The organism is Paenibacillus sp. NN59, assembly GCF_057597225.1.
In genome coordinates this window covers 6,246,820-6,262,356 of sequence record NZ_CP199678.1, presented here as the reverse complement: position 1 = coordinate 6,262,356, position 15,537 = coordinate 6,246,820, and the positions used below count along the sequence as shown (strand labels likewise).

Below are 15,537 nucleotides of genomic sequence, written 5' to 3'. Positions count from 1 at the left end.
GACAATGACTGGATGAGAGAGGCGCATGTTCAAAAAAAATGTCCAGAAAGCATGTAGGTATTTGTCTATTTTGGTAGATACACTTGTAGTATAAGTAACATGCATCAGTCTGAACCTGTCGTTGTGTAAAATGTTGCAAATGTTCAGTTGTTTCAAGCACGGCACTCGGTCAGACACAGGGCTGGGATAAGAAACGAATGTAGTAGTCTTTTTTAATAATACATCATAATAAGGGGCGTATCGATGGAGCAAACAATACAAGATGTTGTCGTTCTTTTCAATGATTTTCTCTGGTCTAAACTGTTAATCATTCTGCTGGTCGTCTGCGGAGTCTATTTCACAACAAAAACGAAATTCATGCAATTCCGTATGATCGGTGATATGGTCAAGGTGCTCAGAGAGCCAAAGAGCAAGGAACCGGGTAAAGTCTCCCCATTTCAAGCCTTCTGTATCAGTATGGCCGCACGTGTGGGTACGGGAAACATTACCGGGATTGCACTGGCAATAGCTCTGGGAGGGCCCGGAGCTGTATTTTGGATGTGGATTATTGCCATGATTGGATCAGCTTCAAGCTTCGTCGAGAGCACACTGGCCCAGATCTACAAAGTTAAAGATAAAGGCGGATTCCGCGGAGGACCGGCCTATTATATGGAACGTGGGCTTGGAAAACGATGGATGGGGGTTCTTTTTGCTATCCTGATCACCCTTTCGTTCGGCTTAGTCTTTAACGCTGTACAGTCCAACACTATTACAGTGGCCTTCCAAAACTCCTTTGGAACAGATCGCTTAACGGTTGGCATTATTATGGCAGTTGTTTTTGCAGGTATCATTATGGGCGGGGTTAAACGGATCGCGAAAGCATCAGAATATATCGTGGTTGTGCTCGCAGTGTTGTATATTGGGGTGGCTGCATTTATCGTGCTCGCAAACATCACAGAACTTCCAGCCATGATTGCGTTGATTGTGAAAAATGCCTTCGGCGTCGAACAGGTCGCTGGCGGGACACTGGGTGCTGCGCTGATGAATGGTGTTAAACGTGGACTATTCTCGAATGAAGCCGGTATGGGTAGTGCGCCGAATGCTGCGGCAACGGCAGATACATCCCATCCGGTCAAACAAGGCCTGATCCAAGCCTTTGGTGTTTTGACAGATACACTAGTTATATGTACAAGTACGGCTATGATTATTTTGTTATCCGGGGTATATCAGGGTTCGGATCTGGGTGGTATTGAGCTGACTCAAGCTGCGCTCAGTGCACACATCGGTTCGTGGGCCTCGGGCTTCCTGGCGGTGATGGTATTCTTGTTTGCCTTCAGCACGTTGATTGGTAATTATTATTACGGTGAAACAAACATTGAATTCATTAAGTCTAACAAAGTTTGGCTCTGGGTGTATCGCGTTGCTGTCATTAGCATGGTGGTATTTGGTGCGGTAGCGAAGGTGCAACTAGTGTGGGATTTGGCTGACCTGTTCATGGGTCTGATGGTTGTCGTGAACTTGATTGCCATCTTGATGTTGTCCAAAGTCACCTTCGAAGCCTTGAAGGATTACAAGCGGCAGAAATCAGAGGGACGTGATCCTGTATTCACTCGTGACCGGATACATATTCCGGGCGAGATTGAATGCTGGGAGTCGGAAGAGGAAGTAACGGGTGCAGGAAAGTTGGATGCAACAGGATAAGATTGTTTATGATTTAGATTGATGTCATCCTTGGCGCGTCCAAAGTGTCAACAAACGAATAAAGCTTGTTATAACGCACTATAAAACAGGACTTGGATAACCATGATGGCATTCCAAGTCCTGTTTATTACATACCTCAATCTATCAGTAAGGTTTTTATGCGGATCGTTCGTATATGATTTGCTCTTGTTTCCCTACGTTATTTTTGTACAGAGTAAGTGATCAGTTGCTCGGATAGAGCTTTCATGCGCGTACCTGTATCATTCAGTTTCTCAATGACATCGGTGAAGGATGCAACCAGATTTGCCTGTTCTTGCGAAGAAGCAGCGATCTGGGATACTTCAACCTCCATCTGCTGAATCACTTGCTGTACGTCTTTCAGGCTGGCATCAATATCGGTCGTTGCTTGTTTCGCATCAACGGAGAGTTTACGTACTTCGGATGCCACGACACCAAATCCGGCACCGGCTTCACCTACACGGGCAGCTTCAATTGCAGCATTCAGGCCGAGCAAGTTCGTTTGTTCGGAAATTTCACGAATGAAACCAGCCACCTTGTTAATCTGGGATGAGTTCTGGACAGCCAGTCGTGTGTTCTCCAAAATTTGCTCACTGGTAGCCTGCAATTCTTCGGCATGAGCTGCGACATGCTGCACCATGTCAACCAGGTTTGCATTGATGTCTTGATTCTCTTGGATGATGTCCTCCAGTTGGTTCTGATTGGATTGATCATAGGATACACAGAATACAGCCACAACGTTATTATTATCATCAAAGATGGGAACGTTCAGCGTATCCAGCTCTACTCCAAACACTTCTTTGGGCAGTGTAGAGAGTGTGGCTTCCCGACCGTTTTTCAAAACAGCATAGTTTTGATAGGAATCGATAAGTTTCATGCCTTTTTCAAATCCAAGATTGAACTTCTCTGTCATAATCACATCTAATACTTTCTCGTGGTCATACACGGTCAAGCTTGCTGGCTCCCGCAGGATCAGGCTAATGTAAGGCAAGGATTTTAACAGTGCGTCAACAATGTTTATGTTACTCATGGAACTCAATCATCCTCTCAATATTTAAATGTAAAGTGAATTGGAAAATTTGCAGAACCTCTATTGTTCATCGGACAAAAATCGGATATCCTGAATGCTTGATTGCATGAAAATCGAACTATTTTCCAAATGATATTCCAACTTTTTCCCATGTGGTGCGTTTTCTTGGATATTAGTTCTAGTTGTAACTGTTTTTATGCCAATTATTCGTTGCTAATTTAATTGAAATATAGGACATGTGTCCATTTATTTTGCTTATCAGACAGATCACGTTGGAGGTGGGTTGGATGAAGGAAGTGTTGAACTTTGAGCTTATGCGACAACTTGTCCGGGAGCATGGATTGGATCAGGTGTTGGACGAAACGTTAATTGCCGAGCTGCGTTTGCTTGAGGCGGAGAAGGGCGAGATTATTTGTGAAAAAGGAGAACGTCCTGAACGTTTATATTTTCTCGTTGAAGGTAAGCTTAAAATCTTCACAACACTGCCGAATGGCAAGTCACTGTTGCTCAGATTCAGTACACCACTCGCCCTTGTGGGTGACTTGGAGCTTGTGAATGGAAAAGAAGCGAACAATATCGTGCAGTCTGTGAATCGCAGTTTGTTACTCGCCATCAGCTACCGTGTCATTCAGAATACGTATGCCGAGAATCCGAAATTCCTCCATTTTATGCTGAGTCAGGTGACACACAAGCTGTACACGTTCTCGAATCTGTCGAGCCTGAACATGCTCTATCCTGTTGAAAGCAGATTTGCCAGCTATATGTTATCTACGGCTGATCAGGATACAGCTGCATCAGAGGAGATTCAGACATCCAAATTGACGGAACTTGCTGATTTGCTGGGTACCAGCTACAGGCATCTCAATCGGGTTATTCAGGACTTGTGCAGACGAGATATTATTCGCAAAGTAGGGCGTAAAATCGTCATTCAGAACGTGGAAGAACTACGAGAGATTGCAGGAGGGAATGTATACGAATGAATTGATACTACAAAGAGCACCTTTCAACGAAGAAGGTGCTCTTTTTCATTCGATCTATTGCGTATGAATCAACCTTGGTCCTGTCTGCTTCGATCAGACATTCCCGTGTTGCTCAAATAATTGTGCAATCTCCACAATAACCTGTGTGGCCTTGACCATATTATCTACCGATACATATTCGAACTTGCCGTGATAATTTTCCCCGCCTGTGAAGATATTCGGTGTTGGCATGCCCATGTAGGAGAGCTGGGAGCCGTCTGTTCCTCCCCGAATTGGACGAATGATAGGCTCGATACCCAGCTTGGTCATGGCTTCGTGCGCGATATCCACGATCTGGCGAACGGGCTCAATCTTTTCACGCATATTGTAGTACTGGTCGTTCATCTCCACCGTAACGCTTTTATCTCCATACTTCGCTTTCAGTTCGCCCGTAATGTTTAACAGGTTGGTTTTGCGTGCTTCAAATTTCTCCCGATCAAAATCGCGAATAATATAGTGCATCTTCGTCAGCTCTACATCACCTTCCATCGCCAGCAGGTGGTAGAAGCCTTCGTAACCTTCGGTGGATTCAGGTGCTTCCTCTACAGGTAGTTTGCTGTTTAATTCCATCGCAACTTTCAGTGAATTCACCATTTTGCCTTTTGCCGTGCCGGGATGCACATTCGTTCCTCGTACCGTAATCTTGGCCCCTGCTGCGTTAAAACTCTCATACTCCAGTTCCCCCAGCGGCCCGCCGTCTACGGTATACGCATATTTAGCACCGAAGGCAGCGACATCGAACTTGTGCGGCCCACGACCAATCTCTTCATCTGGGGTAAAAGCAACCCGAATCTTGCCGTGTTTCACTTCCGGGTGCTCGATCAGGTAAGTCATCGCCGTCATGATCTCGGCAATCCCTGCTTTATTATCTGCACCGAGCAACGTTGTACCATCGGTGGTAATCAGCGTATGTCCTTTGTACTCATGGAGTTCAGGGAAGTCTTTGGTGGACAAAATAACGTCCAGCTCCCGGTTCAGCACGAGATCAGAGCCATCATAGTTCTCGACAACCTGTGGTTTTACATTTTTACCGGTAAAGTCGGTAGCAGTGTCGAGATGGGCGAGGAATCCAATGACAGGCACATCCTTGTCCGTATTGGACGGAAGTGTTGCCATGACATAGCCATTCTCATCCATCGTGACTTCTTGCAGTCCGATGGAGGTACATTCTTCGACAAGAAGCTTGCCCAGCGCCAGTTGTCCGGGCGTGGATGGGCAGGTGTCACTATTTTCATCGGATTGTGTATCCATCTGTACGTATGTGCTGAGTCTCTGAATCAATATATCTTTCAAGTGAAATCGCTCCTTTATGGGTAATATATAGGTTGAATATGATCTGCCAGACTGTACAAGTGTAACGTTATCATTGGATTGCATCACATTCAGGATATCAGGCACTCCAGAATGTCTTTGTTCTTGCGGGATGGTGACATCTCCTTGAGCCTTTTAAAATGGAATCCTATTGGTAGGATACTTTTGATGAGTTTGTAACGATATCATACCATGTTTTGATCTTATTTCGAGAAGGGTATTCTGCTGACGGGATGGAAGGGCACCAAAAAGTGCGTACTTGAATTTTTGAACCTCAGGTTCATAATAGCTATGAAGAAAGGATGTGTGTAGATCATGCCATTTATTACAGTGAAGATGCTGGAAGGCAAAACGAAGGAGCAGAAGCGCCAGTTGATCGAACGAATGACCGAGGTTGCTTGCGATACGCTGGGTGTGGAAGCGAGTAAGGTCTTTATTTTCATAGAGGATTTGGAGAAAGATAACTACGGTAAAAACGGGAAGATGTTCTCCGACCAGGAACCAAACTGATTAAGTTCAGGCGGATGACATGTTCACGTAACTAAGCTACAAATATAGACCATGGATAGGAGTTGTACTCAACAATGACAGAGCAATTATTCTCACCTTATCAATATAAAAGCTTAGCGTTACAGAACCGTGTCGTTATGGCACCGATGTGTCAATATTCGGTTACGGCGAAGGATGGCATCCCGAATGATTGGCATCAGGTTCACTATGTGAGCCGTGCTGTGGGTGGAACAGGACTCATTATTATTGAAATGACAGACGTTGACCCGGACGGACGGATTACAGACAATGATCTGGGGATTTGGTCAGACGAGCATATCCCCGCCTTCGCCAAGCTGGTAGACGGAATGCATGCTTACGGCTCTAAAGTGGCGATCCAGATCGCACATGCAGGACGTAAAGCCGAGGATGCGCCCCAGCCTGTTGCTCCTTCTGTTGTCACGTTTCCGGGAGAACAATATAAAGAGCCGCGCGCGTTGACCACCGAAGAAGTGGAAGCGATGGTGCAGAAGTTCGCAGATGGTGTGCGTCGTGCGGTTCAAGCGGGTGTGGATGCAATCGAGCTGCATGGTGCACACGGTTATCTGATTCACCAATTCCACTCTCCGCTGATGAATCATCGCGAGGATGTGTATGGACAAGATCTGTCTCGTTTTGGCGTAGAGGTGATTCGTGCGGTGAAAAAGGAAATGCCTGCTGACATGCCGCTCATTATGCGAATTTCTGCGGTGGAGTATGCGGACGGCGGGTATGATCTCGATCATACCATCGAGATTGGCCGTGCCTATCAGGAAGCAGGCGTGGACATGTTCCACATCAGTTCGGGCGGTGAAGGGCCATCCGGTCAGCGTAAACCCGGGAACTATCCGGGGTATCAGGTTCCTTTTGCCCGTCGTTTTCGGGACGAGTTGAAGGCACCTGTAATCGCTGTAGGCATGTTGGAGGACGCGGCACTGGCACAGGCCGTGATCGGCAACGGTGATGCTGATCTGGTTGCCATTGGCAGAGGCATGTTACGTGACCCATACTGGGTCAATCATGCTGCTCTTGAACTAGGTGTTAGCAAAGAGCAGGCGGCGATTGCCGAGCAATATTCTCGGGGATATTGATGGTGTAGTGGCTGACGCTTCCTATCAGGAAGCAGGGCACCGGGTACTAGGAAAGCCATGCACCAGCTTAGCGGCCGTGAAGAGCGCTAACGATCAGGAGAGAAACCTTATTTAGGCGAATTTAGCCATTCCTATTTTCTAACGATCACCAGAGGCGTTATTTGGCTTATTTTGCTTCAATGGGAACTGTTTTTCAGGTTTTTCGATGAAATAAGCCCACTGGAGATCGTTAGAATTTGGAAAGCCTCGTTTAGGGGCAAATAAGGCCCGTGGTGATCGTTAGAATTTCTGTATCCTATTTTCTTGAATCGTTAGTGTATCGTTGGTAAGGCGTTCGTGGTGGCTAATTTAATGAACCATCGTTATTTGTTGCATATCTTATGGGTAGTTCAAATCGTGCACCAAACTCATATAACTATTTCTTGCGTCTTGCTTCATAGACGAACTTTTGACTGGATTGTGTGGGGGCTTGCTCGGGATCAAAGTCTGTATAGACTTCGATATCGGTGAATCCAATCTTCTCCAGCACAAGACGTAACTCCTCCACGCCATACCATCTTAAGGTGAGTTCCTGCATCTCCGTGCCTACAAGTTTACCTTGGTGCCATTGTTCATAGCGAATCAGGTTTGTTTTATACTGGTGCAACAGATTGATTTCGGTCGTTCTCACTTCAATGGTAATCGTGTCACCACCTGGTAAGCGGACAGTAGATGTATCAATGGAAGCGGGCTTCGTCACGTCAGGCAAAAAGAGATCAAAGATTAACCTGCCCCCTGCCTCTAAGTGATCATACAGATTCTGCAGGATTCGAATAGAAGAACGACGATCCTGAATAAGCATCAGTGAGCCGCTTGGAATAATAATGGCTTCGTAAAGATAGGGAAGCTGCAAATTTTCAAGATCGGCTACAAACAGCTCAGGCATAGGTAGATTACGTTCGGTGCATCGGGAACGGCAGGACTGAACCATAGCTTCTGAATAATCGACTCCATCAACTTTCAACCCTGTTTCGAGTAATGGAATGAGCATTCGGCCAGAACCTGACATCGCTTCAAGGATGCGTCCGTTGCAATGCTGCAGCAGGTTGCTGTAAAATTCGATATCGCCTCCCAAGGAGTGTCCGATAGGCTTGGTAATATCGTATACCTTGGTGCATAAAGGGCCGTAATAACTGAATGACATTGTATAATACCTCCACTAGTAAGTATGTTTAAAACAGAAGTGTGGAAGGTAAATTCTTGCGGAACTATCCCTTAAGGCAACCGTGTTTGGAAATGGATTTTTCAGAGCAGACTATCATAGGAATCACACACCTTATATGTAAGATAAACCCATTATAGGTTGAGTTAGAAAAAAGCGTCAAGGAGGTAACCCAGGAATGGAATCATCACCAACGGCATTACCGGATATTAAGGAAGAACTTGTATTGATGGCATCTGTTGAAAAAGTATGGCCTAAGGTCTCGACAGCAGAAGGACTGGGGTCGTGGTTTATGCCCAGCAATTTGGAGCCAGTCGAAGGACATGAATTCACACTGGAAGCAGGACCTTTTGGACAATCCCCTTGCCAAGTAATTGAAGTGCAACCGCAACAGAAGCTGAGCTTTCGCTGGGGAAAAGATTGGACGTTAACATTTGAACTTGCAGAACAAGCGGAAGGCACCCATTTTACATTGATTCATAGCGGCTGGGATGCGGATAAACTGACTGAATTCGGACAGGCTCATGCGGTGATCCGTGAACGTATGGCTCAGGGTTGGGCCGGTCTTGTGCAGAAGCTAGCAGAGGCCGTCAAATAAAGCTTAAACCAGCCAACACAAATATCACGAAATGTATGATGTGCGTTGCGTATCCTACGTGCCTACGTACCCTACCCTAAGAGCATTCCTAAGCCCCGGCTTCTCCCTGGTTTCCATCTGGAGAGAATAGTTCGGGGCTTTTTGGCCTGCCTTTTCCCATAAGAAAGCCTCAAAAGTATTTTTTTGCTATGAAATGAGCTAAAACTGTTCATGAACTATTTCCGTGAGCACCGGAAACGTGTAACATGGATCTATAGAAAAAATCGACAAAAAGTGATATCTGTCGCTGTAATGAGGGTGGAAGGAATACATAGATGAGAAAACACTGGATCATGTTGACGCTAAGTTTCATTTGTGTTGTTCTGCTTCCGCTGGGATGGATCGCCCAGGTATGGATCAGCGAGCGGGACAATCCTCAGGTTATAAAGGGGCGTATAGATTTACGTCAATGGGATTTCAGCCAGGAAGGTGCCGCTCGGCTTAATGGCATCTGGAACTACTATCCTGACAAGCTGCTCGGTCCGGAAGATTTTGAAGCGGATATGTCAGGCCGCAGACCCTTGTCCGCTCCTATGGATGTTCGGGTTCCGTCCAAATGGAATGCAGCACTTGGAAAAGGACAAGGTTATGGAACATATCACTTGCAAGTGCAACTCACCCCTAGCCACTTACAAAAACGTTATGGGATTCATACACAGAATATACGCATGTCACATCGCATTTTTATTAATGGAAATCTCATAGGGGGTATGGGTTCTCCTGGGGTAACCAAAGATTCAGACCGTCAAAAGAATCTACCCTTTACAGGCTTTACTTCCATAGAGGGAGATACAGCTGACATTATTATTCAGGTATCCAATTATAGCTATGCCTCTGGAGGTATAGTTGCATCTGTTTTATTCGGGGATGAGGCTAGTATTTTCCGAAGCCAGCAGTTGGACGGGCTCAAGGATCTGATGACCTTGTTTGGATTTATTCTGCCCGCTGTTTTTTTTCTCGTGTTGTTCAGGCTGCGCCGCAGTGAGAAAGAGCTCCAATTTCTAGGACTGTTCAGCCTCTCGGGTGCATTGTATGCCCTCACGCATGGTGAGAAGCTGCTGGCCACATTTATACCTTTACTGACGCACGATGTGATGCTTCGACTTCAACTTCTCAGCGGAGCATTCTCGTATTATTTTTTGCTTCGATATCTGGCTGCATTAGTGCCGGGGGCCGTCCATGGTTGGTTTGTGCGTTTGGGCTTTATTCTGCTTGTTGCTCAGTCTCTGATAGGTCTTACTTTTCCCACCACACTATTCTCGGCCTTTGAAGCACCGATGCTGCTTATTTCGTTCTCGGTGTTATTCTATGCGATACGAACCATGATCTTTTGGTCGCGTAAGAGGACAAACGACAGCCACTTTGCGTTGGTCGGCCTAATGAGTATTATCATGGTTGTTGTGTTGTTCACGATCGGGGCATTTGTGGCCATTGATACCGCCTTTCTAGCATTGCTTGAACTTCTGTTATTTGTTCTGATTCAGATGTTTGTTACAGCTATTCGTTTTGCGCAGTCATTCCTTGAAGTGGAAGCTTTGTCGGAGCGTTTGCTGGTGATTGACAGCCTCAAGGATGAATTCATGGCGAATACGTCGCATGAGCTGAGGACACCGCTACATGGCATTATTAACATTGCGGAGTCTATGCTGGAAGGAGCGGCAGGAGCTGTTACGCCAAAACAAGCCAAAAATCTGTCCATGATTACTGCTACCGGGAAAAGATTATCTCTGCTAGTCAATGATATTTTGGACTTCTCCAAACTAAAAAACAGTGAAATCGAGTTAAATCGCGTCCCTGTTGATCTGGAGTCGGTCGCTCGAACAGTGGTTGAGGTTTCGGGGTTTACGTTCGATGACAAGCCCATTGTGCTGATTCAGCAATGGCCTGATGCATTACCGTTGGTGGAAGCAGACGAGCATCGGTTGCGGCAGATTCTCTATAACCTTCTTGGCAATGCTTACAAGTTTACGGAGCATGGCGTGATCCGGCTGTATGCCTCTGTGGAAGGGGACAAGGTCAGAGTATCTGTTGCGGATACTGGCGTGGGTATTGCATCCGAAAGGCTGCATGATATTTTCCAATCTTACGAGCAAAGCAATGGAACGATGGAACGGGCTTATGAGGGGACCGGGCTGGGTCTCAGCATCACGAAAAAACTTGTTGAGTTGGGTGAAGGCGAAATATGGGTCGAATCAGAACCGGGAGTCGGATCGACGTTTCATTTTACGTTACCCATTGTACAATTACCGTTACTACAAGAACAGATCAACCCCGTGCCGGCTCGTTATGTGACAACACAAGGGAAAAAGGCGAAGGACTATGTTGCCGGGGATTTGAATGACTCCAGTCCAATGCAGGAACAGGATGGGAATCATGTTGGGGAACCTACGATTCTGATTGTGGATGATGATCCTGTAAATCGACATGTGCTTCTGAACTTGCTCTCTACGGAGCATTACCGGGTCATTGCAGCAGACAGCGGTTTTAAAGCAATCGAGCTGTATGAGCAACACCCATCCATAGATCTGGTTATTACCGACTGGATGATGCCCAAAATGTCCGGTCCGGAGCTTTGTCGCAAGCTTCGGGAGCATCGTTCGTTGTCCGAATTGCCTATTCTGATGCTGACTGCTCGTGGATTACCCGAGGATATTCGGCATGGTTTCCAGGCGGGGGCAAATGACTTTTTGAGTAAACCTGTCGATGCGGGTGAATTACGGGCGCGGGTTCGAACGCTGATCGACCTGCGTACCTCTGTACAGGATACGATTCGGGCGGAGATGGCCTTTCTTCAGGCGCAAATCAAACCTCATTTTCTCTACAATGCGCTGAATGTAATTATTGCAACTTGTGCTGTAGATCCCGATAAGGCAACGGACCTGCTTATCGAATTGAGTCATTATTTGCGAGGTAGCTTTGATTTTCAGAACAGGGATCAACTGGTTCCGTTGTACAAAGAGCTCGAATTGGTAGAGTCCTACGTTCATCTGGAACAGGCGAGGTTTGAAGACAGGCTTGTCGTTAAATATGAAGTACAGCCGGATTTAAGGTTGTTTTTACCACCGCTCACCATTCAACCGCTTGTAGAGAATGCGATTCGTCATGGGGTTATGGAGAGGGCTGCAGGCGGTACGGTGCGGCTTCATATTTTCCAGGAAGGTGACGATGTCATCGTTCGTGTACAGGATGACGGTGTGGGTATACCTCCTGAACGTATGGCTCAGGTGAAGTCAGGTCGAACAGAAGGTCCCGGAGGTGTTGGGCTTCAAAATATCAATCGCCGTCTTATGTCGCTCTATGGACAGGGACTGAATATTCAGAGTCATGTAGGAAGCGGTACACAAATTCAATTTCATATTCCGCTGAACCAGGTTAATCATTTTACATGAGACTTTGAGTTCATGGATTGGGTAAGTATGGTTAACATGAATAAGCTAAAGCCGATATAGCGGCTATCCATATTAAATCTCTCATGGCAGGAGGTTGGGGAACGTTGAGAGCCATAGTCATTGATGATGAGAAGCCAGCGCAGCTTCATCTGCAGCGCCTGCTGCAGTCAGATGGAAGAATTAATCCTGTTCAATGTTTTTCAACAGCACGCGAAGGTATTCATTATTTGACCATTGATCGTGTGGATGTTGTATTTCTGGATATTGGTATGCCAGAGGTTAATGGTCTGGAAGCGGCTGAATATATACAGCAACTCGATTCAAGCATTCGAATCATATTTGTAACCGCGTATGCGGACCATGCGGTGGAGGCATTCGAGTTGCATGCTCTGGATTATGTATTAAAACCGGTCAGTTCTGCCAGACTTAGCAAGACCATCGATCGTATTGCAGGTACAATGTCTTATCACGCTCAGACAGCAGCGGCGATGGAGGTGCAAGAATCGGAACCTGAAGCCCAGGCCGAGGAGTTGGAATTTAAAGCACCTGGTTTGTTGACTTTTAAACATCTGGATATATTCAGAAGTATGGATCATAGCGCCGAGAAGCATAAATGGCGCACCACCAAATCTCAGGAGTTATTTGCATTTTTGTTTCATCACCGGGAAGAGTGGGTAAGCAAGGAGGTTCTGCTTGATAAGCTTTGGGCCGATGTATCTCAGGATAAAGGGCTGACGCTGCTACATACTTCTGTCTATCAGATTCGCAAATTATTGAAGGAATGGAACATGACAGGCAAGCTGGAGTACAATATGAACCGTTATCGTCTGCTGACAGGTAACTTGGTGAGCGATATTGAACAATTTGAGCAGGCCTTGTCCTATGAAGCTGTTACTTCGGATAATGTGAACGAGCTGAGACACGTCGCCCTGCTGTATCGCGGCGATTATCTGGAGGAGCATGACTATGATTGGGCCAGATCCAAGAGCAGGGAGCTCCGTCGTAAGTATATGGGACTTGTCATGGATATCGCTCATTGGGAGATGTCTCACAAGCGGGGCGAGCAGGCGATTGAGCTATTAATGGAATTGCAGGAACGTGAGCCTTATTCAGAAGAAATCTGCCGGTTAATGATGGAAGTCTATGCTTCCATGGATGATCAACAAGGCATATTGCGACTGTATCATTCCTTTACATTGACCTTGAAAGAGGATTTGGGTCATCAGCCCGAACCTGAAACGAGCAAACTATACGAAAGTCTGACCAAACAATAGACAATAGATATTTAGGGCGTGTCTGAAAAATCTAAAGAAGGCAGATTTTGCTGAATTTTCGTTCCAAGCAAGGAAGTTTTCTGCAGGCGTGCCGGGGCACGTCAAGGGAAACTGACGCAGCGGGGGGCGAAAAGGCGGTGAAAGATGCACTTCAGTTGGTTTCAAGACACGCCCTAGGCAGAAGGGGTGTAGCTCGTGAAATTATTCATACACCGTAAAGATCTGCGTACAGATGATCTAAGCGCTTTGGATTATTTGCGTGAGCAGGAAGAAGAGAGCCTGCATGTGTTGATCTATGATCCATTCCTGCTCCGGCAAGGCCGGGAGAAGGAGCATAGCGGTGCAAACTTCCTCCGTCATGCCGGAACACTGGGCAGAATGTATAAGAAAGCGAAACGGCAGCTGCAAGTAGCTTATGGCAAACCCGCCGAAGTGGTGGATTGGTTACTGAGCCACATGGAGGACAAGATCAGTGAGATTGTCGTCCATCGGGACATGACGCCATATGCGATGGAACGGGATCGAGAGATACGTAAAGTCTGTGAATCCTATGGGATCACATTCACCCAACTGACGGATCATTTGCTGGTTGATCTGAAAGCCTTCGCCAGTTTCACAGGCAAATCAGAACCCTATAAAGTCTTTGCCGCCTTCCATCGACGCTGGGTTGAATTCATGAATGAACATCCTAATCCACCATCGGCAATCACGATTGCAGACGTGGACGTCACTGAACGAATTGTGGATTGGCCGCAGGCTATGAAGGTTCCTCATGCTTTGTTGGAGAATTCGGATGAGGCAGAAGATGAAGAGAATCCACATATGTTGCTGGATCGTTTTCTTTCCGAACGAGTAGCAGATTACGGGGATCATCGGGATGAGTTCGAGGCCTATGAGCCAAGCCATCTCAGCTCATATGTAGCTGTGGGGGCAGTATCTATTCGCAAGATGTATGATGCTGCACAGCGTATCTCCGAAGCTGGAGAGTGGATCAGACAGCTCTGTTTCCGCGATTTCTACTTGTACAGGGCAGTCTATGAGCAAGATTATTTTACGTATGAAAAAGTGTATGATCTCTCTGTTCTTCAAGATACTCATTTCGAACGTTGGTGCAGAGCGGAAACGGGCATTCCGATTATTGATGCAGCCATGACAGAACTGAACGAGACCGGGCATATGCCCAATCGGCTCCGCATTCTGACAGCGATGTTTTTGACGAAAAACCTTCAGTGTCCGTTCACGCTGGGTGAAGCATACTTCAGAAGGAAGCTGAAAGATTATGATAACATCCAGAATCGGGGGAACTGGCTGTGGTGCGCCTCGCTGGGTGAAAATGCTGCGCCATATTTCCGTGTGAATAATCCGGTTACGCAGTCTGAGAAGTATGATGCTCAGGGCGACTATATTCGCAAGTGGCTACCCGAGTTGAAGGATTTGCATAGCAAGGAGATTCACCAACCACGCAAGGATGCGATCGTAGATCTGAAAGTTTCCAGACAGGCAGCCATTGACGTGTACAAGCAGATTCTGGCGAGTCGGGAGAAAAACTGAATGTTGAATGATGATGAAGGCAGGGAGGAAACTCCTTGCCTTTTGTTATATAAATTAGGACATGTGCAAAATGAAATTAAATATGGTATTTAATTACATAATTTGTTACTGTTTTAGTATAAGATAGAGTTCGAACAGGAAAACATGGCATTGTCGATTTTATTGTTGAACGAAGGGATGAGGTGTATGAAACAAATACAATCTGCAGAGTTGATCGGTAAAGAGGCCGCAACAATGATTGGTCTGAAATGGGAGGGAACGTTCGCTGAGGCAGGGGCTGGAGGTATTCGCAAGGTGCAGACCGAATTTAAGCGTCGCCTCCATGAAATCAAGAATATGATGCACCCGGATGAGCTATTGGGTTTGTCGTATCATATGACAGAAACCGGGTTTATCCACTATGTTGCCGTCCAGGTAGATGACGTGGCATCTCCGAATGTCCCGGAGGGAATGGTTCAATTTGAAGTTCCGGCACATGATTATGTGAAATACACCCATATCAAAGGAGAATCCATTGAATCTTCTTATCATTTAATCTATGCATGGATTGAAGAACAGGGACTTTGTCTATCGAATGAACCGCTTACGCATTATGAAGTGTACCCTATGAAGCAGGATTCCAATGATCATGAACCTGAGTTTAACATTTTTGTACCGGTAAATAAAAAAAAGTTAGAGTAACGACACAATAAGCCACAGGCCGCGTCACAGCGGTCTTTTTGACATGTCTGACGATGTGAATGATCTGAAAACTTCTTGGAAATTAAAGAAAAATTAAGGAATTGGACTACACATGTTAAGCGATATG

At 46.1% G+C, this 15,537-nt stretch carries 12 protein-coding genes; 9 read left to right on the top strand and 3 right to left on the bottom strand.

The window, feature by feature from the left end; all coding sequences use genetic code 11:
- Window positions 1-243 precede the first annotated feature (243 nt).
- Complete coding sequence (locus ACT89M_RS27260; RefSeq protein WP_308722598.1) at window positions 244-1,680, top strand: alanine/glycine:cation symporter family protein; 1,437 nt, start codon at window positions 244-246, stop codon at window positions 1,678-1,680.
- A gap of 199 nt (window positions 1,681-1,879) precedes the next feature.
- Here the strand turns inward: ACT89M_RS27260 and ACT89M_RS27255 are convergent, their stop codons facing one another.
- Window positions 1,880-2,719 carry a methyl-accepting chemotaxis protein gene (locus tag ACT89M_RS27255; protein WP_420874699.1) on the bottom strand — a complete coding sequence of 280 codons (840 nt, stop codon included), beginning with the start codon at window positions 2,717-2,719 and terminating at the stop codon, window positions 1,880-1,882.
- 323 nt (window positions 2,720-3,042) lie between these two features.
- Here ACT89M_RS27255 and ACT89M_RS27250 point away from each other — a divergent pair, with 323 nt between their 5' ends.
- Entirely contained in the window at window positions 3,043-3,708 is a 666-nt protein-coding gene (locus ACT89M_RS27250) for a Crp/Fnr family transcriptional regulator (protein ID WP_487344946.1), read from the top strand.
- A 93-nt stretch (window positions 3,709-3,801) separates the two neighbouring features.
- Here ACT89M_RS27250 and pepT read toward each other — a convergent pair whose 3' ends face one another.
- Entirely contained in the window at window positions 3,802-5,040 is a 1,239-nt protein-coding gene (pepT, locus tag ACT89M_RS27245) for a peptidase T (RefSeq protein WP_154890012.1), read from the bottom strand.
- 333 nt (window positions 5,041-5,373) lie between these two features.
- Here pepT and thmT point away from each other — a divergent pair, with 333 nt between their 5' ends.
- A complete protein-coding gene (gene thmT, locus ACT89M_RS27240) occupies window positions 5,374-5,568 on the top strand; it encodes a 2-hydroxymuconate tautomerase (protein WP_090921533.1) in 195 nt (64 codons plus the stop codon).
- Between the two features lie 74 nt (window positions 5,569-5,642).
- Window positions 5,643-6,677 (top strand): NADH:flavin oxidoreductase/NADH oxidase, encoded by a 1,035-nt coding sequence (locus ACT89M_RS27235; protein WP_154890017.1) that lies wholly within the window; start codon window positions 5,643-5,645, stop codon window positions 6,675-6,677.
- Window positions 6,678-7,092: 415 nt separating this feature from the next.
- Here the strand turns inward: ACT89M_RS27235 and ACT89M_RS27230 are convergent, their stop codons facing one another.
- A complete protein-coding gene (locus ACT89M_RS27230; protein WP_154890019.1) occupies window positions 7,093-7,860 on the bottom strand; it encodes a class I SAM-dependent methyltransferase in 768 nt (255 codons plus the stop codon).
- Between the two features lie 196 nt (window positions 7,861-8,056).
- Here ACT89M_RS27230 and ACT89M_RS27225 point away from each other — a divergent pair, with 196 nt between their 5' ends.
- The 5 genes from ACT89M_RS27225 (at window position 8,057) to ACT89M_RS27205 (ending at window position 15,410) form a co-directional block, all read left to right on the top strand.
- Window positions 8,057-8,476, top strand: a complete 420-nt coding sequence (locus ACT89M_RS27225; RefSeq protein ID WP_154890021.1) for an SRPBCC family protein — start codon at window positions 8,057-8,059, stop codon at window positions 8,474-8,476.
- A 332-nt stretch (window positions 8,477-8,808) separates the two neighbouring features.
- Window positions 8,809-11,904 carry a hybrid sensor histidine kinase/response regulator gene (locus ACT89M_RS27220; RefSeq protein WP_341181362.1) on the top strand — a complete coding sequence of 1,032 codons (3,096 nt, stop codon included), beginning with the start codon at window positions 8,809-8,811 and terminating at the stop codon, window positions 11,902-11,904.
- A 104-nt stretch (window positions 11,905-12,008) separates the two neighbouring features.
- Complete coding sequence (locus ACT89M_RS27215; RefSeq protein WP_308722600.1) at window positions 12,009-13,178, top strand: response regulator; 1,170 nt, start codon at window positions 12,009-12,011, stop codon at window positions 13,176-13,178.
- Window positions 13,179-13,373: 195 nt separating this feature from the next.
- Window positions 13,374-14,729 carry a cryptochrome/photolyase family protein gene (locus ACT89M_RS27210; RefSeq protein ID WP_308722601.1) on the top strand — a complete coding sequence of 452 codons (1,356 nt, stop codon included), beginning with the start codon at window positions 13,374-13,376 and terminating at the stop codon, window positions 14,727-14,729.
- A 186-nt stretch (window positions 14,730-14,915) separates the two neighbouring features.
- Entirely contained in the window at window positions 14,916-15,410 is a 495-nt protein-coding gene (locus tag ACT89M_RS27205; RefSeq protein WP_308722602.1) for a GyrI-like domain-containing protein, read from the top strand.
- The last annotated feature ends 127 nt before the right edge of the window (window positions 15,411-15,537 follow it).